Origin of the sequence: Mucilaginibacter sp. SG564 (genome assembly GCF_013149275.1) — a bacterium.
Taxonomy (GTDB): Bacteria; Bacteroidota; Bacteroidia; order Sphingobacteriales; family Sphingobacteriaceae; genus Mucilaginibacter.
On the sequence record NZ_JABGNA010000008.1, the window covers coordinates 295,290 to 319,619 of the forward strand.

General features: G+C 42.5%; 20 protein-coding genes. 6 read left to right on the forward strand and 14 right to left on the reverse strand.

Going from position 1 to position 24,330, the window contains the following annotated elements; all coding sequences use genetic code 11:
• Positions 1-89: 89 nt before the first annotated feature.
• Positions 90-578 (forward strand): hypothetical protein, encoded by a 489-nt coding sequence (locus FHW89_RS19885; protein ID WP_172336790.1) that lies wholly within the window; start codon positions 90-92, stop codon positions 576-578.
• A gap of 209 nt (positions 579-787) precedes the next feature.
• Here FHW89_RS19885 and FHW89_RS19890 read toward each other — a convergent pair whose 3' ends face one another.
• The 4 genes from FHW89_RS19890 to FHW89_RS19905 form a co-directional block, all read right to left on the reverse strand.
• Positions 788-1,633, reverse strand: a complete 846-nt coding sequence (locus FHW89_RS19890; protein ID WP_172336791.1) for a DUF817 domain-containing protein — start codon at positions 1,631-1,633, stop codon at positions 788-790.
• A 38-nt stretch (positions 1,634-1,671) separates the two neighbouring features.
• Positions 1,672-2,427: an oxygenase MpaB family protein gene (locus FHW89_RS19895; protein WP_172336792.1), complete on the reverse strand. Its 756-nt coding sequence runs from the start codon at positions 2,425-2,427 to the stop codon at positions 1,672-1,674.
• Positions 2,408-2,836 (reverse strand): DUF2809 domain-containing protein, encoded by a 429-nt coding sequence (locus FHW89_RS19900; RefSeq protein ID WP_172336793.1) that lies wholly within the window; start codon positions 2,834-2,836, stop codon positions 2,408-2,410. The genes FHW89_RS19895 and FHW89_RS19900 overlap by 20 nt, the downstream gene beginning before the upstream one ends.
• A 266-nt stretch (positions 2,837-3,102) precedes the next feature.
• Positions 3,103-3,621 carry a hypothetical protein gene (locus tag FHW89_RS19905; protein ID WP_172336794.1) on the reverse strand — a complete coding sequence of 173 codons (519 nt, stop codon included), beginning with the start codon at positions 3,619-3,621 and terminating at the stop codon, positions 3,103-3,105.
• A gap of 227 nt (positions 3,622-3,848) precedes the next feature.
• Here FHW89_RS19905 and FHW89_RS19910 point away from each other — a divergent pair, with 227 nt between their 5' ends.
• Positions 3,849-4,328 (forward strand): hypothetical protein, encoded by a 480-nt coding sequence (locus FHW89_RS19910; RefSeq protein ID WP_172336795.1) that lies wholly within the window; start codon positions 3,849-3,851, stop codon positions 4,326-4,328.
• A 173-nt stretch (positions 4,329-4,501) separates the two neighbouring features.
• Entirely contained in the window at positions 4,502-7,111 is a 2,610-nt protein-coding gene (gene mutS, locus FHW89_RS19915) for a DNA mismatch repair protein MutS (protein WP_216650634.1), read from the forward strand.
• 54 nt (positions 7,112-7,165) lie between these two features.
• Here mutS and FHW89_RS19920 read toward each other — a convergent pair whose 3' ends face one another.
• From FHW89_RS19920 to FHW89_RS19940, 5 genes are all read right to left on the reverse strand, one after another.
• Entirely contained in the window at positions 7,166-7,705 is a 540-nt protein-coding gene (locus tag FHW89_RS19920) for a pyridoxamine 5'-phosphate oxidase family protein (RefSeq protein ID WP_172336796.1), read from the reverse strand.
• 115 nt (positions 7,706-7,820) lie between these two features.
• On the reverse strand, positions 7,821-9,188 hold the full coding sequence (locus FHW89_RS19925; protein WP_172336797.1) for an exonuclease domain-containing protein: 1,368 nt from the start codon (positions 9,186-9,188) through the stop codon (positions 7,821-7,823).
• A 400-nt stretch (positions 9,189-9,588) separates the two neighbouring features.
• Positions 9,589-11,403 (reverse strand): membrane protein insertase YidC, encoded by a 1,815-nt coding sequence (gene yidC / locus FHW89_RS19930; protein WP_172336798.1) that lies wholly within the window; start codon positions 11,401-11,403, stop codon positions 9,589-9,591.
• 211 nt (positions 11,404-11,614) lie between these two features.
• The gene (locus FHW89_RS19935) at positions 11,615-13,225 is read right to left on the reverse strand and encodes a CTP synthase (protein ID WP_172336799.1); all 1,611 of its coding nucleotides are present in this window, start codon (positions 13,223-13,225) and stop codon (positions 11,615-11,617) included.
• Positions 13,226-13,755: 530 nt separating this feature from the next.
• Entirely contained in the window at positions 13,756-14,853 is a 1,098-nt protein-coding gene (locus FHW89_RS19940) for a hypothetical protein (RefSeq protein ID WP_172336800.1), read from the reverse strand.
• A gap of 407 nt (positions 14,854-15,260) precedes the next feature.
• On the opposite strand from FHW89_RS19940, the gene FHW89_RS19945 reads away from it, so the two are divergent.
• On the forward strand, positions 15,261-18,299 hold the full coding sequence (locus FHW89_RS19945) for a DUF2723 domain-containing protein (RefSeq protein WP_216650635.1): 3,039 nt from the start codon (positions 15,261-15,263) through the stop codon (positions 18,297-18,299).
• A gap of 409 nt (positions 18,300-18,708) precedes the next feature.
• Here the strand turns inward: FHW89_RS19945 and FHW89_RS19950 are convergent, their stop codons facing one another.
• The 5 genes from FHW89_RS19950 to trpS form a co-directional block, all read right to left on the reverse strand.
• Positions 18,709-19,284, reverse strand: a complete 576-nt coding sequence (locus FHW89_RS19950) for a dihydrofolate reductase family protein (protein WP_172336801.1) — start codon at positions 19,282-19,284, stop codon at positions 18,709-18,711.
• 346 nt (positions 19,285-19,630) lie between these two features.
• Positions 19,631-20,209: a hypothetical protein gene (locus FHW89_RS19955; RefSeq protein ID WP_172336802.1), complete on the reverse strand. Its 579-nt coding sequence runs from the start codon at positions 20,207-20,209 to the stop codon at positions 19,631-19,633.
• A gap of 350 nt (positions 20,210-20,559) precedes the next feature.
• Complete coding sequence (gene kdsB, locus FHW89_RS19960; protein ID WP_172336803.1) at positions 20,560-21,294, reverse strand: 3-deoxy-manno-octulosonate cytidylyltransferase; 735 nt, start codon at positions 21,292-21,294, stop codon at positions 20,560-20,562.
• A 103-nt stretch (positions 21,295-21,397) separates the two neighbouring features.
• Positions 21,398-22,012, reverse strand: a complete 615-nt coding sequence (locus tag FHW89_RS19965) for a deoxynucleoside kinase (protein ID WP_172336804.1) — start codon at positions 22,010-22,012, stop codon at positions 21,398-21,400.
• A 123-nt stretch (positions 22,013-22,135) separates the two neighbouring features.
• Positions 22,136-23,131 carry a tryptophan--tRNA ligase gene (gene trpS, locus FHW89_RS19970; RefSeq protein WP_172336805.1) on the reverse strand — a complete coding sequence of 332 codons (996 nt, stop codon included), beginning with the start codon at positions 23,129-23,131 and terminating at the stop codon, positions 22,136-22,138.
• 112 nt (positions 23,132-23,243) lie between these two features.
• Here trpS and FHW89_RS19975 point away from each other — a divergent pair, with 112 nt between their 5' ends.
• A complete protein-coding gene (locus FHW89_RS19975) occupies positions 23,244-23,975 on the forward strand; it encodes a 1-acyl-sn-glycerol-3-phosphate acyltransferase (protein WP_172336806.1) in 732 nt (243 codons plus the stop codon).
• Positions 23,972-24,262, forward strand: a complete 291-nt coding sequence (gene gatC / locus FHW89_RS19980; RefSeq protein WP_172336807.1) for an Asp-tRNA(Asn)/Glu-tRNA(Gln) amidotransferase subunit GatC — start codon at positions 23,972-23,974, stop codon at positions 24,260-24,262. The genes FHW89_RS19975 and gatC overlap by 4 nt, the downstream gene beginning before the upstream one ends.
• Positions 24,263-24,330: the final 68 nt, after the last annotated feature.

Sequence of the window (24,330 nt, forward strand, 5' to 3'; positions counted from 1 at the left end):
TCCATGCATATGACCACACGCGAGACACTTGTGGTAGCAGCAGGAGCAATGGATAAATAAATATTGTAGAATTACATTGGAATCAATTCATGAAATCACTGGCCGTTATCATCTTATTACAGCTTGTTATAGCATTTAACATCAATGCGCAACCCAAGCTAAAATTGTACGGTGGTAAAAATCACGATCAGTTTTTAGGTTACCTTAGCTATATCGAGAATGATGAATTAAACTCGATATGGAGTCAATTCAGTGATTATGGCGCTACGCATAGCGCCAAATCTATATGGAATGAAAACGGTATTTATGGCAGTAAAACGAGTGATTACTCGTCGTTTAATATCAATGCGAAATATCCGCCGCAGGTATTGGATAGGAATGGCAAATTTTATGGGTATTTAACTATCAATAAAAATAATCCCAAGCGTTCGCATAGTGGAATGGCTGATGAAATTTGTAACAATAGGGATAGGATTTTAGAAGAAGGCGTTGAAGAATATACAGAAATGTTCCACACTATTCATTGTGGCGCCGTGTATGAAGTTAATCCAATCGTTTTTAAACCCGTAATAAAATAAAAAGGAGATCCGAATGCTTGCGGCAGCAGGAGACGGCATTTGTAGCCCCTAAGTATAAAAAGTGGGTTTACATGTAAACCCACTTTTTAATGGCTAAATTTTTATAAATATTTGATTATGAATACATTAAATAGGTTTTGACCATTAAATGTGTAAACCATGTAAACCCACTTTTTAATAGAATATTCTCCATTAACGCAAGTGTTACGCTAAAGGGGCACTGCATCTGCAAGGAGCGGAACCGGCTTTTTAGCTCCGCTTTTCAACATCTTTAATTCGGCTACAATAATAAAGCTCACGATCACCAGGAAGCCCCAGGAGCTTATTTTTTGATAGTTCACCATGGCCCAGCCATGATGCTGGTATGCATATTTCCAGGCGCCGAGCAGGGTGGCTATGTTTTCGGCCAGCCATATAAAAAAGCCGATGAGCAGGAATGAAAGGATGGTAGGCATGCGGTAAAGCTTGCCTTTCAGCTCAAATATTACTACCGATCGCCAGAAAAAGTAAAGGATGAGTAAGCCGATGAGGTAACGCACATCATAGATGAATTTATTGGTGAAAAAATTAAGATAGATAAGCGCCCCTATAATGCGGGCTGTAGGGTGATGTGGCCAGTAAATGATGTTGAGTTTAAGCCTTCGCCAGGCCTGGCATAGGTAACTGGCTACGCTGGCGTACATAAAACCGCTGTACAAAGGCACGCCAAAAACTTTGGTATAGGCAAACTCCGGATAGGCCCAGGAGCCATAATGTACTTTAAACAGTTCCATCCCCAGGCCCAGGAGATGGAACACACAGATCACCAATACCTCGTCTTTGGTTTCGATTTTGGTGTAGTACATGATGATTTGTATCGATACGCAGGCTATCAGCATAAAATCATACCGGGGGATAACCGGCTTAAATAAATGCGAAACTGCCAGCATCGCAAAAACCAATACCGGGAACAGGCAGGATAAGGCTTCCTGCTTAACAAATGTGAGAAAATGATCAATTTTAAGTCTGGAGCCTTGAGCCCGAAGTCTTCGGTTAGGTTTAGGTTGAAAGTCCATAATGAAGATTGTTTTTTGCGCGGTATTAAAAATCAGACTCAAGACTCCATACTTAAAATTTGTGATTTATAGGTCGCGGGCAGCAGCGCATCGCGTAAAAAAGAGTTCAGCCTTATTAGTTTTAAAAATTTGTACCCCCATAGTACAAGTCGTAACCAGGCTACGGTATTTAACTGTAAATGCCTGCGAACCTCTTGTGGTGTCACCAGTAATTGCGCCTGTTTGAGTACCTGATAACGTGCGCCACCCAAATGACGGCGGTATTGCCGGTACAGGTCGGCAGTAAACTCACTGCGAACCAGGTTTTGCCGCAGGTGCTCGCGGCGCATATGCAGAAATTCCGAATAGGTGGCAGGCAAGCCGGTAAGCTGCATCCGGGTGCCCACGCGTTTAAATACGGCAAAAGTCTGGGCTTTCTCCAGCAAGGTAAGGGGGCGTTCCAGCAGTTCGTAGGAACTGATAGAAAGGTCGATCAGGAGGAATAACACATCCCGATAGGCCCAGTCGGGTATCTGTGTTCCCCGGCCGGCTTCAACACCCCGATGAATGGCCGTAATTTGGTCAATAGCCCGCAGAGCCGCGTCGCGTTCCGAAAAAATGATCTGGCGTGAATAGGCTACAGTAGAGAACAGCCTGGCCAGCGGATCGGCCGGTAGTTTACCGGTAAAATATAGCCAGTCGACTGCCTTGTTCAGGGAAAACTCAGCCGCAGCTCCCGCGAAAATAAACAGGATGGTATCGGCTTTACCCCAGATCTTACGTACTATAGAACGCTCATCTACAAAATATTCCATGATTTAATTTTTTAGGGTTTCTGATTTTTTGCCCGCCTGCAACTGGCTGGGTTCGGCATTGTTCAATGATGATGATAAGTACAAAGGCGCAGGTATAGCATAGGATATCCATCCATGAAAAGGAACTGCCTAAAAGCAGCCTGATGATTTTTGAATTTTGCAATCCCAACAAGTGGGTTAGATGAAAATATTGCGAAACTTCTATAGTGTAAGCTACCAGCAGAGCGTATATCGCGGCTTTAAGCACCGGCATATTAAAAAAACTTTTGATGAGGCAATAAAGAAATAGTACGGCCAGGAAATCTCCGCCATACGGCCTGATGATGTTGTCATGCACGTACCTGGCAATTATAGCCTCCAATAATAAAAGCAATAGTGCGGGTGAAAAATATCGATATGATTTTGTCATTAAAAAGTACTTTGTAATTCAAAGTAATTAATAAAGAATTGGAATTCCAAATGAAATTGGAAATAAGGCTCCGTATCAGGAAATCAGGAATTGGATTTTAATACTTTTTAAAGCTTTTAAAACCCATCAAAAATTTGTTAAAAAGTGTTAAAATGGCGTTAAAATTTAGTTAAAATGCCCAAAAGTGAAATGTTTTTACCCTGTTTTTGGCTAAAAAAGTGTTAAAATTTAAGGTTTAAAAAGTTTTGGAGCGATGTAAGAAGAGGTTAAATGCTTACGCTCCTGGTTTTTTGAGGAGGATCTTGTTTGTTATCAAAAGCGGTATAAAATATAGAAGAGGGCAAAACAATCTCAGGGTACCGGTCATAAAAGTAGGCCTTTTGCGATGGTAATCTGAAAGCATCACAAACTCTGTTGCTGAAGGTTTTAACCTGTATTAGCTCGTCACGGCGTCGTATGTTAATGATCTGTTGCGGCCGGCCATTTACTTCGTAGCTATAGTTTAGTTCTATGGAATCGAAATATATATCTTCTTCGGTTCCGTATTGATATACCTCCAGGGCATGAGCTATTTTTTGATTTCGTTTTTTGACAATAAGATAAATACCCACGGCAATTAAAAGCAGTACAGCCATGGCCGCTATAATACCCGCAAAAGCAGCTGCAACAATACTTATCGGGATACCGAACGCGAGTATAAATATAATCCCGATAGGGAAACCGGTTTTATAAAAAAGCCTGATCCGGTTACTTTGTTCCTCGCTTAGTAGTCTTAAATTGCTCATAAGGTAAATTTTTAGCTTTAACAGTATCTGGCAAAAGTTGTTTGTGATTAAGGGTATAAATTAAGTTGGAAAAAAAGTTTTGTACGAGCAAACCGATGTGCAATGCCTATCGTATATGTACTTGTAAACCAATTGATAGGAGCTAATATTTAAAACTGTATTATTGACATTAATATTTTTTTATTTTTCAATAATTTTTTTATTTTAGTATTACCGTAAAACCTGAAATGAACGTCATTACTTATAAATGTAGTAAAGCCCTATGGCTTGTTGGTATCATTATACCCTTTGCTATTGCGTTTATATGTGTTGTTGATATTAACGCTTATAATTGGCCTGGTGTTTTGCCGGTGATAGCTGTTCTTAGTGCTATAGCTGTATATTATTGCAGGCAATGCTTTACTTACGATCTGAAAGATAAAGCCGCTTTGCAGATCGACCATGAAAAGTTGATTTATCATATTGAAAACAAAGTTATTTATTGGGAAGATGTTACAGACATCAGCTGTGGGAAAATGCGTGGGCAGGGTATGTCGATCTTTTTTACTGTAAAGGGCGAGGGTATCCGGAACAGTTGTATTTGTGTAACTACTGATCTGATAGCGGGCAGTGATAAGGAAATTTATAATGATATTATAGAACGCTACATAGCGGTTAAAATCAAAACTATGCCTCCTTTTACTGATCAGAAAACCCTGGTGGGTTGAGCGTATAATTCCGGGCAGATATTATTAATGTGTTTGAGTGCTGTTTATGAGGAATGATCTGATGCTCATTGACCTCTGTTTTGATAATATCCACAACGTTGTAACTTTTCCACAATCCCGTAAATGCGCAGCCAATGCATTAACTTTACCCGATTAATAAAAGGAGTAACCGCTTGGCTAAAGACACTACCAAAGAAACCCCCTTAATGCAGCAATACAACGCCATAAAGGCTAAGTATCCCGGAGCTCTGCTGCTATTTCGTGTGGGCGATTTTTACGAAACCTTTGGCGAAGATGCCGTTAAAGCATCGGGTATCCTGGGCATTGTGCTCACACGCCGGGCCAATGGGGCCGCCACGCATATCGAACTGGCTGGCTTTCCGCATCATTCATTAGAGACTTATCTGCCAAAACTGGTTAGGGCAGGTCAGCGTGTAGCCATCTGCGATCAGCTGGAAGATCCAAAGACTACCAAAACTATTGTAAAACGGGGAGTTACGGAACTGGTTACCCCTGGTGTGGCTACCAATGACAATATACTGCACCAAAAGACCAATAATTACCTGGCGTCGCTTCATTTTGAAAAAAATACCATAGGCATTGCCCTCATTGATATTTCGACGGGGGAGTTTATGACTGCCCAGGGTAACAGCGATTATATTGATAAGCTGTTGCAAAGTTTTTCGCCAAGTGAGGTTATCTACCCCAAAAGCCGCTCCAAGGATTTTAAGGATACCTATGGCGATCGTTTTTATACCTATGCGCTTGACGAATGGCCCTACAGCGGTGATTATGCCAACGAAACGCTGTTAAAGCATTTCGGTGTAAAATCGCTCAAAGGTTTTGGTATTGATAAACTTAACCTGGGTATTATCGCCGCAGGTGTGGCTATCCACTACCTCAACGAGACCGAACATCGTAATCTACAGCATATATCATCTATATCCCGTATTGAGGAAGATAGATATCTGTGGCTCGACAGGTTTAGTATCCGCAACCTGGAGTTAATTGGTTCTGCTAATGAGAATGCTAAGACCCTGGTTGATGTGCTTGATCAAACCAGTTCACCCATGGGAGCACGTTTGCTGCGTCGGTGGATAGTGATGCCGCTGAAAGAAATAAAACCGATCAACGACCGCCTGGGTGTAGTGGAATACCTGATAGCGCAGGAGGAACTGCGTGAGGAGCTGCAGCAATACATCCGCCAGATAGGCGACCTGGAAAGGCTCATTTCTAAAATTGGTTTGCAAAAAGCCAATCCGCGTGAGGTATGCCAGCTAAAAAAAGCGTTGATGGCTATCGGTTCTATCAAAAAAATAGCTGAAACATCAGAGAATCAGCCACTCCGGGCTATTGGCGAACAGCTTAACCCCTGTGTGCTGATATGCGAAAAGATAGAAAAAGAGCTGCATCCTGAGCCACCGGTTATGATAGTAAAAGGATCAGTAATGAACGAGGGGATCGATGAAGAGTTAGACAGGCTGCGTAAGATAGCCTTTGGGGGTAAAGGATACCTGCTGGAGATACAAAAGCGTGAGGCCGAAGCAACAGGCATTCCATCGCTCAAAGTATCGTTCAATAACGTATTTGGTTATTACCTGGAGGTTACACACAGCCACCGTGATAAAGTGCCATCGGAGTGGATCCGTAAGCAAACTTTGGTGAATGCCGAGCGCTATATTACCCCCGAACTAAAAGAATACGAAGAGCAGATATTAGGTGCCGAAGAAAAAATACTGGCACTGGAAACACGTTTATATAACGATCTGCTATATGCGCTTACTGAATATATTAAACCCATACAGCTGAATGCACAGCTGATAGCCCGTTTGGATGTGCTGCTTAACTTTGCTACCATATCGATCAAAAACTATTATGTAAAGCCCGAAATAAGCGATAGCAAACAGTTGGATATCAAGGGTGGACGTCACCCTGTGATCGAAAAGAACCTGCCACTGGGCGAGTCGTACATCACCAATGATGTGTACCTCGATTCGGAGTCGCAACAGATCATCATTATTACCGGCCCCAACATGGCGGGTAAATCGGCCTTGTTACGGCAAACCGGCTTGATTGTACTAATGGCCCAGATGGGTTGTTTTGTGCCTGCTAAATCAGCTTCTATTGGTTTGGTGGATAAGATATTTACCCGTGTAGGTGCATCGGATAACCTTTCATCCGGTGAGTCAACCTTTATGGTAGAGATGAACGAGACGGCCAGCATACTGAATAACCTGTCAGATCGCAGTTTGATCCTATTGGATGAGATCGGTCGCGGTACATCAACATATGATGGTATTTCCATTGCCTGGTCAATTGCCGAGTATTTGCATAATCACCCTTCGGCCAAAGCCAAAACGTTGTTTGCTACCCACTATCACGAGCTGAACGAATTGAGCAACAGCTTTAACCGCATCAAAAACTTTAATGTTTCGGTAAAAGAGGTTGGCCACCAGATCATTTTTCTGCGTAAGCTGGTACCAGGCGGCAGCGAGCATAGTTTCGGTATCCATGTGGCCAAACTGGCTGGTATGCCGCCAAAAGTGCTCACCCGTGCCAATGAGATCCTGAAGAAACTGGAAAACGAGCGTACCGGCGGCGAGCATATCAAGGAGAGTATCCGAAAAGTGCAAAAGCAAGCTGTGCAGATGCAGATGTTCTCCATAGATGATCCGGTGTTGGTGAAAATCCGTGATACGCTGAATAACCTTGACGTAAATACGCTAACCCCAGTTGAAGCATTGATGAAGCTGGACGAGATACAAAGAGTAATAAAGAGCTAATACTTAGCTATACCGATTTGAAAAGGGGTTAAGTGCTTACTTAACCCCTTTTTCTTAATCTACATTTAATTTCCCCTCAATCGAATCATCCAATGTTTTTCCTATAGCAGCACCTGCCAATTGTTTTACAAAGGCTATGGCGTTGCCGTGTTTATTATCCCAATAATAGCCTTCGGTGGGTTCAACCTTAATTACAGATATACGTGGGTCTTGCTCACCTTCAGTAAACCAAGTTTTTAATATAGGTTCCCAAAGTTCATGGATCTTATTCTGATCGTCATTTACAGTAGCAATACCATAAATATTCAGAAAATCAGAGTGAGCAGAGCCTTGGAACAACAAATGCACCATAGGGTCTTTAATCAGATCGCTGTTTTTATGACTGTCCTTGGCACTTAAAAACCAAAGGTTACCATCTTCATCTACTTTTTGTACCGCCATAGGACGTACAGAAGCAGGAATACCTGTTTTGATATTGCTTAAAAAAAAGCAGCTCTTAGCACTGTCAACCAGTTCTTTAATCTTGGCTATAGCTTCCGGGCCACCAAGATTCTTAAAATTATCTTCCGGCTGTTGTTGATTAATACTATCCATTTTATAAATGTTTTAATAGGCGTGTCAATATATAACCTTGAAAAACCTTCATTGTGTGGCTGGGATTAATTTTTGAGATAATTAATTGTTAATTATGAAATTCAGAGTGGTTTGTTTAAGAAGCAAACACCACCATCCTATCCGGATAGCGGCTGGCATAATTAGATACGATATTCTTGATGTAATCATTTCCCGGGTATGGGGTCAGGTAGTTTTTGAGCTGTTGGATATTATCGGCATCAAAATAATGGGAGATATAACCCATGCCATAAAACTGTCCTTTTTCAACCAATATACAGCTATGTTCATCACCTGTGCGGCCCTCATCGCGGATGGCATAGGTAGGTAAGGCCTGCTTTAATTGGTCAATAGCGGTATTTACTTTATGGTTGTAATCATCCACAGTTTCAATGCCTTCGCAGGCGCAGGATATGCCCGCTACACTGGCGCAAGGGTCATTATTTTTCTGGATAAAACACAGCTTAGGGCATAGCTCAAAACCCTCAATAAGTTTATTAAGCAGGTTGTATCCATCAAGCAGTGAGTTACAGGTATATATCGGGTTACTGTATTTGCGGTATTTATCCACTGCAAGGCGCAGGTAGCCACGCTGGTCTTCGAAGGCATACAGACAGTAAGCATTCTCAAATCGTTTCAGGGAGCGGTTATATTTAGGCCACAGGCGTTTGATCTCGATGGCCTCCAATACAAAAGCAATCAGTTCGGTGCCGCAAACCTGGTAAGTTACCTGGTGTATGTTCCGTAAAAACTCTTGTCGCTGCAATCCCGGGTTATTACCGGTAAAATGGCTGCTTACCCGCTTCCTAAGGCTTTTAGCCTTACCTACATAGATTACTTTCCCCTTTTGATCATGAAAATAATATACACCCGGCATGTACGGCAATTGGTCGATATCTTTTTTAGGAAGGTTAGGAGGGAGCAGCTGCTCTTTAGAGCCCTGTTTCAGCGCTCCTTTAATATGTCCTTCCGTATCGCTGTTCAACAACAGGGTAAACAGCTCGGCAGTGGCCTCGGCATCGCCGCCAGCGCGGTGACGGCTTTCGTTATCAATACCCAGATGCTTGCATAGGCGACCCAGACTATAGGAAGGTAATCCAGGTAATATTTTACGGCCCAGGCGTACAGTACACAGTTTATTGCACTGCAGATCGTATCCGGCCGCGGCTAAATGGTAGCGAACAAATGAATAATCGAAATTAACGTTATGGGCAACAAATATTTTACCATGGATAAGGTGGTAAACATCGGCGGCTACATCCTCAAACGGAGGGGCCTGCTGTACCATTTCGTTAGTAATGCCGGTTAATGCGCTGATATAAACCGGTATCTCCCTCAGCGGGTTTACCAGCGACTGGAAACGCTTAACCACCTTTTTACCATCATGTATGCATATGGCAATTTCGGTAATGCCATTTGCGCTGGCATGCCCCCCGGTGGTTTCAATATCGACAATTGCATACATATTTCAAATGTAATACATTTTGCTAATTATTTTAGTGTTTTTTTATTTTTGAAGGAAAGATATAAAGCTAAAGGAGCTGCGGATAATTCAATCACGAATGTATGTATAGCCCCGGGTTTACTTAATTGGTAAAAAGTGGGTTTACATGGTTTACACTTTTTAGGGTTTACATTTAGCTATGTATCTGATAATAAAGTTATTGTGAATTTTTTATGCAAAAAAGTGTAAACCCACTTTTTGCATAAAAATCACCCGCTTAACGTCAACTCACAGATGCCCGTCAGCAGCGAAAGATGCGTAACAAAAAGCCCCGAAAGATTTATCTTTCAGGGCTTTTCTATTGTCTCTTTTATCTTTCAGTCCTAAGTCCAAAAATCTCAGAGTCTCAAAGTCAAAAAAATTATTTTTTAGCTTGTTGTTGCTGGCGCATCATTTCTTCCATGCGGGCCTGGAAACCTGATTTCTTTTTCTTTTCTTCCGGCTTCTTTTTGTTCTCCTGGATCTGGGCATGGATCTTTTTATCATCCACCATGAATTTGATCAGGTATTGCTGTAAAAAGGTAAGCATGTTGGCCAGGAAGTAGTAATAGTTCAAACCTGCAGGATAGCTGTTCAGGGTAACCAGGAATACGATAGGGGTGATGTAGCCGATGTATTTCATCTGGCCTGTAGCACCCGATATCTGGTTGTTAAAGTAAGTATAGATCAACGTTGATATGGTCATCAGCAAACACATTAAGCTGATATGGCTTACTCCGGCTATTGGCGCGAAGGTGATCACCGAATCATAGGTCGAAAGGTCATGCATCCACAAAAAGCTTTGACCACGCAGCTCAAACAAGCTTGGGAAAAAGCGGAAGAACGCGATCACTATCGGCATTTGAATTAACAGTGGTAAACAACCACCCAGTGGGTTTACACCAGCCTTTTTGTACAGTTTTAAATATTCCTGTTGTAAAAGTGTAGGGTTATCCTCGCCAACTTTAGCTTTAATTTCGTCCATCTCCGGCTTCAGCACACGCATTTTAGCCATAGATAGATATGATTTATAAGTAAGTGGTGATAATACCAATTTAAGCAGGATGGTTAAAGCCAGGATGATCAAGCCATAGCTCCAGTTAAACTGGTTCAGAAAGTTAAACACCGGTAATACGGCAAACTGGTTGATGTATTTTAATGGTCCCCAACCCAGGTTAACCAGCTTTTGCAACTCTGATCCCTGAGCTTTTAAGGTAGAATAGCGGTTAGGGCCAAAGTAAAACTCCATTGGTACACTGCCATCGGCACTGCGCGCAATGGTCAGATCGGCTTTCATTTGTTTAACATCCGAAGTATCAGCAACATCGGTCGATACAGCTAAATTTGAACGACTTATGCTGTTTTTAACCAGCAATGCGTTCGAGAAAAAATGCTGTTTAAAGGCTATCCAAGCCATTTTTTTATCGCTGATGTCTTTCTGATCATCTTTGGTTTCGCTCAGATAATCAACTTGCCCTTCAGTATTAAAATAGTAAACGGTTGAATACTGACGCTCCTGCTTCATATCCTTTTCCTGTTTGTGCAGGCTGGCTGCCCAGTTCAGGTTGATGTTACCGCTATTGTTGATAACGCCATCAAGCCCGGTTGGCTTAATGGTTAGGCCCAGTTTATAGCCGGTACCCTTTAAGCTGTACACATAATCAATGTACTGGGTAGGGCTGTAGCTTAAGCGCAAGGTTACCGAAGCTGAATCTTTTTCGGCAACTTTAAGTTCGGGTGCGCTTGGCGTAAAGTAATAGTTGTCGGTATTGATTGGTGTATTACCTGCGGTAAAATTTAACCCAAAATGATTTTGATCTCCACTGAAAAGTATAAGCGGCTTTTTATCAAAGGTTTTAAAGTTCTTTAATTCAACAGAAGCAACTTTGCCACCTTTAGTGCTCAGTTTTACCAATAAGTCCTTATTCTCTAAGGTTACCACTTTTTCGCTGCCTACAGAAGCTGCTCCAAAAGGGCTTTTTAACAAGGCCGAGTCAACTACATAGGCTTTGCTGGTATCTGTTTTGGCTGCTTTTGCCGCGGCTGTCTGCGCTTTAATTAAACCCTTTCTTATAGAGTCCTGCTGCTGTACCAGTCGTTCTTTTTTAAGTTCGGCATCAGATGGCTTCAGAAAGTAAATTGAGCCAGCAATAATTGCCATGATCAGGAATAATCCTGTAAATGTATTTTTGTCCATTATCTATTGTATCGAATGATCACTTATCAATTCTTGATCATCACTGTTAAATTTCCATCTCTATTTAGCAGATCGGGGCTATCCTCATACACGCCCAGCCGCTATATATAGCTTAGAGTTATCATCAGCAGGTATGTTACTGTAGGCCAGATGTAATTATGGTACACCCGCTCTTTTATCCATACCGTCTGATGGTATCTTATCTGCTCTATTACTTCTTGCGGGCATATGCCAGCGAAGCGGCGACAAAGTTAATAAAAAGTGGGTGCGGATTAGCAACTGTTGATTTTAATTCGGGATGAAATTGCGCGCCTACAAAAAACGGGTGGTTTTTTAGCTCCACAATCTCTACCAGGTCGTTTTCCGGATTGATACCTGAAGGGGTAAGACCGGCAGCTTCATATTGCTTAAGATACTCGTTATTAAACTCATAACGATGCCTGTGACGTTCTGAAATACGGTTTTTTCCGTATATGGCAGCCGCTTTAGTGCCTTTTTTAATATCGCAGGCATAGGCGCCTAAACGCATGGTACCACCTTTGTTGGTGATGTTTTTCTGATCTTCCATCATACCGATCACCGGGTATGGTGTTTCCGGGTTCATTTCGGTACTATTGGCATTTTCCAGTCCTAAAACATTACGGCCAAACTCCACCACAGCGCATTGCATGCCTAAACATATACCAAAGAAAGGGATATTGTTTTCGCGTACATGGCGTATGGCTTGTATTTTGCCCTCAAAACCACGCTCGCCAAAACCAGGGGCAACCAGTACACCATGCAAGCCTTTTAGTTTTTCGACAGCATTTTCTGGAGTTAATTGTTCAGACGGAATATATTCAACCCTTACTTTACACTCCATTTTGGCCCCGGCGTGTATAAACGCTTCGGTGATTGACTTGTAAGCATCAGGTAATTCCACGTATTTACCTACCAAAGCAATACGTACATCGGCAGTAGGGTTTTTTAAACGGCCCAGGAAATCTTTCCAGCTTTCCAAGTCGGGCTCGTTTTTGTGAGGTAGTTTAAGTTTGGTCAGTACGGTTTTGTCTAATTGCTCTTTCAGCATCAGCAATGGTACATCGTAAATGGTTGAAGCATCTATCGATTCGATAACCGCGTTAATATTCACATTACAGAACAAGGCTATTTTTTTACGCAGGTCGTTGTTCAGGTGATGTTCGGTGCGGCAAACCAGTATATCTGGCTGGATACCATACTCCAACAGCATTTTTACCGAGTGCTGGGTTGGTTTGGTCTTTAATTCGCCGGCTGCTGCCAGGAAAGGGATCAGGGTAAGATGGATCACCAGGGAATTGGCCGAACCAACCTCCCAACGGAACTGCCTTACCGCCTCAATATACGGTAACGATTCGATATCACCCACAGTACCACCCAATTCGGTGATCACGATATCATATTCACCGTTTTCGCCCAGTATGCGAAAGTTTCTTTTGATCTCATCGGTAATGTGTGGTACCACTTGTACAGTTTTACCTAAAAAAGCGCCCTCACGCTCTTTATTGATGACATTTTGATAAATACGACCGGTGGTAATGTTGTTGGCTTGTGAAGTAGGGGTATTCAAAAAACGCTCATAATGGCCAAGGTCCAGATCTGTTTCGGCGCCATCTTCGGTCACATAGCACTCTCCATGTTCATAAGGGTTTAATGTTCCCGGATCGATATTGATATAGGGATCAAACTTTTGGATAGTGACGCGATAACCGCGTGATTGAAGCAATTTGGCTAATGAGGCTGAGATAATACCTTTTCCTAACGACGAGGTAACGCCGCCCGTAACAAAAATATATTTAGTCATGATTTTGTGTAAAATGGCACCTTTTTTACGCGGCACCAATTGTTTGTGTACGGGATACAAAAGTAGGAAAAATTTTGGGTTCCATGATTTGTTTTTTCAGAAAAATGGGGAGGATAGTATCAAGTATCAAGACCATTGGATCTACTATTGGTGTTCTTACTACCGAAGTTAAAAATCTTGATACTTGATACTCGCTACTTGATACTATCCTAAAAAAACTTTTTAAACCTTAAATTTTAACACTTTTTTAGTCAAAAACGGGGGGGAAGCAACTCAAAAACAGATCGTTTTTTATTCAAAACACCCATTTTAACACTTTTTTACAAATTTTTGATGGATTTAAAAACTTTAAAAAGTTTTTAAAAATTAACGGTTAAATAGCTACATGCCAAACGGTAAGTTTGGGGGATTTAGCTCCTTTGACAAAACAGCCCGGCTTTTCTTTTTGATCAGAAAAGCCGGGCTGTTTATATATTCAAAATATCGGGGAGTATAACTCGCCTTTTGACAGACTATCTCTTCAACCCATGTTAATGGACGCGATATACCAGCGGCCTGACAAAAACATTATAATATATACCAAAATTGGCTACCGACTGCAGGTAAAAAGAAATGGGAACGCCTTTATCCTTATCGTTATATAAGGCGTTGATCTTTTTAAATTCCATGATCCTGTCATAACCGTTTAAATTATTTTGATCAATGAGCTTTTCTCCGCTTAAATCCTTGTAGTAAACATGTGCTGCGGCAGATTTAAGAATGCTTATATCATTTTGGGTCGGTTGCCCCTTATCGTCTGTAAATCTTGTAACTGCCCTGCTGAGGCTTGTCCACGAAGAGTCGGACTCCAGGAAAACCATACCGATCCTTCCATAATTAATACCGCCGACCACGGCCGATCTGGCGGCCAGATCCGGATATTGGTTTTTATTGAAAAAAGGGTCATTTGGTCCATCAGTCCGGTATGAATAATAGGAAGTAATATAATACAGAATGAGTCCTGTTTTCTTTTGAATATCAGCTGTTCCCGGCTGGAGTTTGGGTGTTAATAATGAACCAAACCCATCCCCAATGCCCAGCAAGTATTTTGCGGTTAAAGTATAATCGGTAAACTCCGTTTTGCCTGAAGACTGACCGTTAATTTGTTTTCGGGGCCCTTTTGCCGAAGAGATTATTTTGGATAGCGCGTCGTCTGCATTTTTTTTAGAAGGAACGATGATGTCTGAAAACTTATCTACGTTCCACGCATCGGTAAATACTGTTATTGGTAATTTTTCATAGTTGGTAATGGGTGTAAAAGCGAGCTTTTTTAAATCAGCAACAGCAAATAAACTTCCGGGATATACCCCATCTTCATTTTTAGGAGTTACACCAAATTCAGAAACACTGTCTAATACAAAAAAGCTAATGCCCAAGCTGTCTTTCCAAATACTGTCTCTTACAATTTTATACTTTTCAATTTCAAGAACCTTGCGTACCGAATCTATTTGAATCTTTTTATAATTTGTTTTTACGGGTGATGTTGGCGGCTTTGGTGGATTGGGCACTACAGGGCTATCCTTTTTGCTACAGCCAACAGCTACCACAGCCAGCAGGGCTATAGCGCATGACCATTTTTTAATAAACATACATGTAAAATAAGGTTGATGTGAATATGAGGTGAATATTAAGCAGGTATTAAAGTTGGTTTAAATTATAGGTTAAATATGTTTCAGTAAGCAAGGTATTGAAAATTAGTTAATTGGAGAAAGATTTGGGTGATTTATTTTATGAATAACGAATGATAATGTTTATAAATAACTGATTTTTAATATATTATTTATGTTCTTGTGCATTGTACAAATGTACAATACACATCGGTTAATAGATGCTTCATTCCTCAGCATGACAAACTTCTTATATATGCTATCTCCTTAAAATCAATATGTTAAAATCTGTTAAAAGATGTTAAGGAATGTTAATGTGCATGGACTTTTAACCCTTTAGCCCGAACTTGGTGTTCAATTACATATGACTAAATTTTACAACCTTATTTATGATACGCTACAATAAGATCAACAACCTGTTGGGCTGGCTTTGCCTCCTTATCGCTTTTACCACCTATGCTTTAACCCTGGAGCCATCTGTTAGTTTCTGGGATTGCGGCGAGTTTATTTCCTGTGCTTACCGTTTACAGGTGTCGCACCAGCCCGGTTACCCGATGTTTGCCATGCTGGGCAAATTGTTTTCGCTGTTATCCTTCGGTAATGCTACTAAGGTGCCTTATTTTACCAACCTGGGTTCGGCGCTGGCGAGTGGGGCAACTATCATGTTCTTGTTTTGGACGATAACCGCACTGGCAAAAAAGTTACTGGTGACTAAAGACCAAGACATCAGCTCCTCACAAATGATCGCCATTATGGGCGCCGGTTTGGTAGGTGCGCTGGCTTTTACCTATACCGATACTTTCTGGTTTTCGGCTGTGGAAACTATTGTTTTCGCCCTATCATCACTATGTACCGCTGTTGTGTTTTGGGCGATACTGAAATGGGAAGCCCATGCTGATGAACCCGGCGCCGATAAATGGATAGTACTCATCGCCTACATTATGGGCCTTTCTATCGGTATCCATTTACTTAACCTGCTTACGATACCGGCCATAGCTATGGTTTATTATTTCCGCAGATATAAAAATCCTACTGTAAAAAGCAGCATCGTAGTATTTCTGATCAGCATTGTGATCCTGGGCCTGGTGCAATACGGCATCAGGGAATACACCATCAAAATAGCTGCTTATGCCGATCTGTTTTTTGTAAATACCCTGGGTTTGGGTTTTGGCAGCGGGGCGGCGTTTGTTTTTCTGGCTATCATTGCATCGCTGGTTGGCGCTATCAGGTATAGCATCCGACATAAAAAAGCTGCTTTAAACCTGGCTTTAGTATGCGTGGCCTTTATCTATTTTGGGTACGGGTCATTTATGTATATCCCTATCCGTGCTACCGCCAATACCAACCTGAACAACACGCATCCGGATAACGCCTTTACCCTGAACAATTACCTTAACAGAGCTCAGTATGGTGATAATCCGCTGCTGTACGGCCCCATGTTTGACGCCAAGGTTATTGATCAGAGCGAAGGCAACGCCTTGTACCGCAAGGGCCGCAACCGCTACGAGATGTACGGAAAGAAACAAAACTATGTGTTTGATCATAACACCATTATGCCCCGTATGCACAGCACCGAGGGCGACCAGGACTTTGCCCAGAACGTACAATTTTATAAGCAATGGCTTAACCTGCCCGATGGGCAAAGCCCAACTTTTGCCGATAATATGCGGTGGATGCTGAGCTGGCAGATGTACCAGATGTACTGGCGCTATTTTTTATGGAACTTTGTTGGTCGGTACAATGACATTGATGGGCAAACCAGTACTGCATCAACGGATGGCAACTGGACATCGGGCCTGTTTGACGGTGCGCGTCATCTGCCTAAATCTATCACCAATTCAAATACTTATACCCCTTTATACGCCCTGCCATTGGTTATTGGCTTGTTAGGAATGGTTTATCATTTCAAAAAAAGAAGGGGCGACGCTACTGTAATCGGCCTGCTTTGGTTTTTTACCGGTTTGGCCATTGTATTGTATGTTAACCAGGTAAACCTGCAACCGCGCGAGCGCGACTACTCGTACGTGGGTTCCTTCTACGCCTTCGCTATTTGGATAGGGTTGGGGGTACTGGCTATTCATGATCTTTTACGCCGCAGGGTAAACGCCCGCGGTGCTGCGCTGGCATCGGTGGCAACTTGTCTGTTGGTTGCCCCGATACTGCTGGCCCGGCAGGAGTGGGGGGCGCATGACCGCTCCACCAAAATGATTCCGCATGACATGGCCTATAATTTCCTGATATCGTGCCCCAAGAATGCTATCCTGTTTACCTATGGCGATAATGATACCTATTCGCTTTGGTACGACCAGGAGGTGGAAGGCATCAGGCCCGATGTGCGTATTGTATGTAATAGTTTGCTGGGGATGGACTGGTATATACACCAAATGGATAAGCCCATGAACCAATCGGCTCCGCTGCCTTTAACCATGCCATTTGAAAAATACAGGTTGGGCACGCGCGATGTAATTGCCTACAACGATGCCAAAATACCGGGATCGGTAGATGTAAAGGAAGTGTTTGATTTTATCACTTCGGACGATAGTCGTACCAAGGTGCAGTATCAAAGCGGCGAAACCATGAACTATCTGCCCACAAAAAATTTTAAAATGAGTATCAACCCGGATGAGGTGCTGAAAAACGGCGTAATAACTGCGCAGCAAAAAGATAAACTCACCCAGGAAATGGAGTGGAAGTACCCGGGCAAATATATATTTAAAGATAACCTGGCCATTATGGATATTATAGCCCATAATAATTGGAAAAGGCCTATTTGCTTTAGTATCGGGTATTCGCCTGAGAGCATGGGCGGCTTACAGCCTTATTTGTATAAAGAAGGGTTTGTATATCATCTGATACCATTTAAAGCCGATACATCTGTACAAAACCAGCTGGGCAAGGTAAACAGCCTGGTGGCCTATAATAATGTGATGACCAAGTTCAAATTCGGCAATTTTAAACATGCCCGGAATCTTGACCCGGTGGCCAAAACTGAGTTTTATCCTTTTATGGAGACAACCTTCCATGACCTGGCCCAGGGATTGATCAAGGATGGCCGGAACGATCTGGCGCTGAATGTGCTACATAAATTTGACCAGGAAATGCTCGATATCAACCCCAATATCGACTCGGCGCATCGTAAACTGCAACTGGCACAAGTGGCTTACAAGCTAAATGATAAGGAGCTGGCCAACCGTTATGTAAAGGGGATTGATGACTATCTGACCGATCAGCTGGCTTATAATTATACCCTGCTGCAGAACAAGCCCGAAGCGTTGAATCCTAATGAGGTGCAGTTTCAGCTATATGTATTGAACGGACTGGCCGATACCACCAAAAATTATAAAGAAACCGCCCTGCATCAGCAATACCAGGCGCAACTGGATGACTATGGGAATAAATTCGCGGCTTTGCTGAACAGACAGGAGTAATAAGTAAACAAGGGTTTTTCTCTGCACAACGCTAAACGCAGGGTCTCTCGGAGAGGAGACCCTGCGTGGACAAAAATTCCCCTCTTGAGAGGGGGCGCACGGGATTGCGCAATAGCAGGGGTGTGTTCATCAAGCAGAAAAACACACCCCTCCACCCCTCTCAAGAGGGGAATCGCACATCCTCCCGCTTTTTTCTTCTTCCCAACATCTGTGGTTGCAAACGAGCGCAGGAATAAAATGCATTTTAAAGCCTTCTCCGCCAATGTTGGTGTTGTCACCAACATTATACGTTCTGGTTAATTACTCGTGTAGATTGTTGTTGGTGACAACACCAACAACGGCGATGGGTGAGTGTGTTCTGAAGGAAACAAAAAAGTCTGCCTCGGTTGAAGGCAGACTTTTTTACTAATTAATTTTCGCGCCGCACCTCGTGTTGCAGACAAATTACACCTGAGCTAAAAACATGGGTTTTCAGGAGTTTTAATGACTGTTTTTCTTTAATATTTTTAAATACCGGAATCCCTGCACCCAACAATACCGGGTTAACAAAGAGCCAGCATTCATCGATCAGGTCTTCTGCCAAAAGGGAGTGTGCTGTGGTAGGGCTTCCGAATAACAGGATATCTCCTGTTGTTTCCTCTTTTAATTTACTAAGGGCCGCAGCATAGTCCTCACCAAGTACCGTGGTATTGGTGAATGTTGCCTGGTTTAGCGTATTTGATAGTACCACTTTATGCGCGGTTTTGTACCAGGCGGCGTGTACCCTGTCGTGTTTGCTTGCACCGGGCTGCTCCGCTGCCGTTGGCCAATAGTTTTCCATCATCAGAAAGGTTACCCTCCCATATAATGCCGTATTGGTCTGCGCGATCCTTTCCTCAACGAAATTAAAGATCTCCTCGTCTACATGGATCCAGTTCATTTCGCCTTTTGTACCGGCTGCAAAGCCATCGAGCGACGCGTGCATGAATAATACTATCTTTCCCATATTGGTTTTATTTTAATTAAAATGATTGCTTTGTATGCGATACAAATCTCAGGGAAATATAGATAATAGAATAGGGAAAAACCGACAAATAACGGGGGCAATTACGACAGATCCTGCTTGGTCGATGATAATAAGTTGTTGGTGACAACACCAACAATGGCGCGGATATACTCCGTAGGGGTAAAAGCTTTGTAGAAAAAAAACATAAAATTTAGCATGCCGTAGGTATGCAACCTGAGTACAGTACCTACGGCACTGGCTTTGAAACCGAGACTTTTTTCTACAAAGCTTTTACCCCGATGGGGTTTATAACGCCCTTTAACTTGATGGTATATTGGGGGTGTTTTTAAATACTTTTTGTGGTATTATACTGCTGAACCAGGTTTCTGATCCGTTTAAAGCTGAATTTGTTTTCGGCGGTGTATTGGGTATAAACCTCCTGATTATCGCTGATCAATGTTGTAAACTCCCCCTTACGCTGCTTTTTTGATTTAGACATAAATACATCGTCGGTTTTTAAAGGGCGGACGATATCTGAGCCTTTGCTGACGTACCATTTGGTAACCGTGGTAACGGTATTGTTTACATAAACCTCGGTAGCTTCTTCGTACAGACTTATTTTTCCGGTTTCCAAAACAAGTAGGAACTCGGGTTTGGTTTTTCCTTCTTTAGTAACAGAGCGATACAGGGTATTTTTTTTGCTGATATAGTATTCTTTAACTTCTTCGGGTTTTATCTTGATGGCCGGGGCACTGGAGCTTGTTTTATAATTACCATCACCGCAGGATATTAGCGGGATCTTGATAGTGCATGGTATTGAATCGCCTTTGGTTGTGATCACATAATCCTGGCTTTGCGCCTTTACACCTAATGCAAATAGGGTAGCAGCTATGCAGATAGCGGCTTTTTTCAATAGGGATTTCATAGCACTGTGTGGTTAATGTAAAGGCAAAGTTATTACATGTTTAACCCCATAGTGTTATATGAATGCCATATTTTAATCAAACGATTAAATTGTATTGAGCAGGATTAATGGAAAATGTCATTTCGAACGAGTATGCTGGGGAAAAATAGTGGCGCGAGGAGAAACTATCTCTTGAGCGATAGCGAAAAATCTTATACGCTTAGCATAACTGAGTATCTGCTTTTAGAAGATTTCTCCTCACCTCCAATGCTCAATTCTCTTGTGGTTCGTTCGAAATGACAACTTAAATAATGTTTGAGAAAAACCTTCTGTACATGAACTATTGGATGAGAAGCGTTAAAGCAGGATTTTTACTGATCAAATTTCAATTTCAACAGGTCTTCCGGTACATCAACAGCGTAAGTTTCCAGTTCGGTTTCGGCAACTTTGATGCGGTAACCGTTCTCTATCCAGCGCAGTTGCTCCAGGCTTTCGGCTTTTTCAAGCGATGATACCGGCAATTTGGTGATCTGCTGTAATATATCGGCGCGATAGCCATATATGCCGATGTGTTTAAAAAAAGTATAAAACTCCAGCCAGTTCTCGGGCTCCTGACCGCGGATATGTGGCAGGGCAGAGCGTGAAAAATAGACGGCTTCGGATAATTTGTTCACCACCACTTTGGGCGAATTGGTATTGAACAGTTCTTCTTCGGTTTTGATCCTTTTGATGAGGGTTGCCAGCTGGGTTTCCTTGTCGGTAAAGCAGGTCGCCAGTTTGCCGATCTGTTCGGGATCTATAAAAGGTTCATCACCCTGTATATTGATGATCACATCGTACTCCGGATGCACCAGGGCTACCTCAGCGCAACGATCGGTGCCGCTTTGATGGGTATCAGCCGTCATTACGGCAACGCCGCCAAAAGCCTCTACATGGCTAAATATGCGGTCATCATCGGTAGCTACAACAACTTCGCTCAAACCGGTACATTTTTTGGCCTGCTCATATACCCGCTGTATCATGCTTTTGCCGCCGATATCAATCAGGGGCTTGCCCGGAAACCGGGACGACGCGTAACGGGCGGGGATAATACCTAATACTTTCATTTTTTAGGTTGTACCTTACGTGGTAAGTTTTACGTATTTAATTTTCATGTGTTCAAAAGTATGCCCAGACGACGTATTACGTTAACATCAAACGTACAACATCCTAAAACAGCCCGTTAATTTCACGCTCAATGAGCTGAACAATGGTGGCCATGTCTTCGGTGTTATTGGCAAAATCAAGGTTGTCTTTATCCAATATCAATAACTTGCCCAGCTTGTAGTTTTTGATCCATTTGTCGTACTTCTCGTTCAGCTTGGACAAATAATCCAGGCGGATGCCGATCTCATATTCGCGGCCCCGGCGCTGTATATTGCTTACCAGGGTAGGTACGGAGGCTTTGAGGTATACCAGCAGATCGGGTGGTTTAATAAACTCGGTGATGTTATCAAATATGGATTGATAATTTTCGTAATCGCGGGTAGTCATGAGACCCATATCATGCAGGTTTTCGGCAAAAATATAGGCGTCCTCATAAATGGTACGATCCTGCAAAATATTGCGACCGCTTTTTTGTATGTCAACTATCTGGCGGTAACGGCTGTTCAGGAAATAGATCTGGAGGTTAAAGCTCCAGCGTTTCATGTCGCTGTAAAAATCTTCGAGGTAGGGATTATTGTCAACAGCTTCAAACAATGGTTCCCATCCATAGTTCCGGGCCAGCATTTCGGTGAGGGTAGTTTTGCCCGCTCCTATGTTTCCTACAATAGCTATGTGCATACGTTATTCGTTGTAATTTTCTGAATCAGAATTTTCCTAATTTACAGAATCATCAGAATTATAAAAATCTTTTACAAGCTAATTCTGAAAATTCTTTAATTCTGTTAATCCTGATTCAGACAATTAAAATTTCCTGAAACCTATAATTTCTCTTACTTCACGTATGGTTTTTGCAGCGCTTTCGCGGGCCTTATCGGCACCGTGCTGGGCTACTTTGCTCAGGTAAGCGGCATCGCCGGCAATGGCGTTGATACGATCGCGGATAGGGGCGGTAGCGATGATCATATCTTCGGCCAGCTGTTTTTTCAAATCGCCATAACGGATGCTGCAGGTATTGTACAGGTTGTCAAAATGAGCCACAGTATCGGCCGATGAAACAACCTTCATCAGATCAAACAGGTTCTGGATCTCCTGGGGTTTGGTTTGGTTTTCAACGGTTGGCCCGCCATCGGTTACCGCGCGCATTACTTTTTTGCGGATAGCTTCAGGGGTATCGCCCAGGAAAATAGCATTGCCTTCACCTTCTGATTTACCCATTTTGCCTTTACCATCAAGCCCCGGGATCTTCACGAGGTTGTCGCTGTAGCTAAACGCGTAAGGCTCGGGGAAATAATCATGATTGTACAGCCTGTTAAAGCGGTTGCCAAAGGTGCGGGCCATTTCCAGGTGTTGTTCCTGATCTTTACCAACGGGCACTTTGGTGGCTTTATGGATGATAATATCTGCGGCCATCAATACCGGGTAGGTAAGCAAACCGGCGTTCACGTTATCGGGGTTGGCGCGCACCTTGTCTTTAAAAGAGGTAGCGCGTTCCAATTCGCCTAAATAGGCGTTCATATTAAGATATAAGTATAGTTCGGATATCTCGGGTACGTCTGATTGTACGTAAATAGTAGCCTTATCCGGATCGATGCCGGCAGCCAGGTACTCCACCAGAACCTGCTTTACATTGGTATGCAGATCGGCAGGAGTAGGGTGCGTGGTTAACGAGTGGAGGTCGGCGATAAAGAAAAAGCAGTTATATTCCGACTGCATTTTTATAAAATTTTGCAGCGCTCCGTAGTAATTTCCTAAGTGCAGATTTCCGGTTGAACGGATGCCACTAACAACAGTTTCCATAGGTTGCGAAAGTAAGGAATTTTTCTATTTCTGATACGGATGAAAGGTGTGGATATTTGACAAATCAGTTTGGTTTGCGCTTAAGTGAGTATTTTTTCTAATTTTGGTCGCCATGAAATTAGCATTAAAAAGGATACACACTTATTTTTACCGGTATAGTGTGGGCTTCTTTTTTATACTTTTTTGGCCGGTGTTGTTTCTGCTATCAAAAAAAACTGGTCTTTATAAATACATCAATAAGCTGCGCCAGTTTATTGCCTTTATTAGTTCGGCAAGCTCGGGCATATTTTACCGGGCTACCTTTGAAGAACCCATTGATTGGAGCCGCACTTATGTCATATGCCCTAATCATACTTCCAATCTGGATGTATCGGCCATAAGTGTGCATTTGCGCAATAACCATTGTTTTATGGCTAAGGAGGAGCTTCGAAGCCATTTTATACTGAACTTCTTTTTTAATACTATTGATATCACTGTAAACCGGGAAAGTAAAATGTCGTCGTTCCGGGCGTTTAAAAAAGCAGCCGAAAAATTGAATGAGGGAGTAAGTATGGTAATATTTCCCGAGGCTACTATTCCCGATGTTTATCCGCCCGCGTTACACTCTTTTAAGAATGGCCCCTTTAGGCTGGCTATCGAAATGAAGGTTCCCATCATCCCGATCAGTTGTCCCGATACCTGGAAGGTACTTTGGGATACCGGCCTTGAATTTGGCAGCAGACCCGGAATTTGTGATATATTTGTACATAAACCCATCCAAACGGCCCATTTAACTTTAGATGACGCTGATGCACTACGCGATGAGGTTCACGCTATTATTAAACAAAAATTGCAGCAGGCATGACCATTGATAAAGAAACAGTTGAAAAAGTTGCCCACTTGGCCCGTTTGGAACTTAATGAAACAGAAAAACAGGAAATGATCAAGGATATGAGTAAGATCCTTGACTTTATGGCAAAACTGAATGAACTGGATACAACCGGTGTTGAGCCCCTGGTGTACATGACTGGCGACGCTAATGTGTTGCGCGATGATGTGGTAAAACAACAGGTAACCCACCAGGAAGCGCTGGAAAACGCTCCAAAACACGATGAAAACTACTTCCTGGTTGCCAAAGTGATCGAGAAATAAGTTGCAAAGTCAAAATTCAAAATTAAAAAGTCGAAACCTGCTTATTCGTTTTTGAATTTTGACTTTTT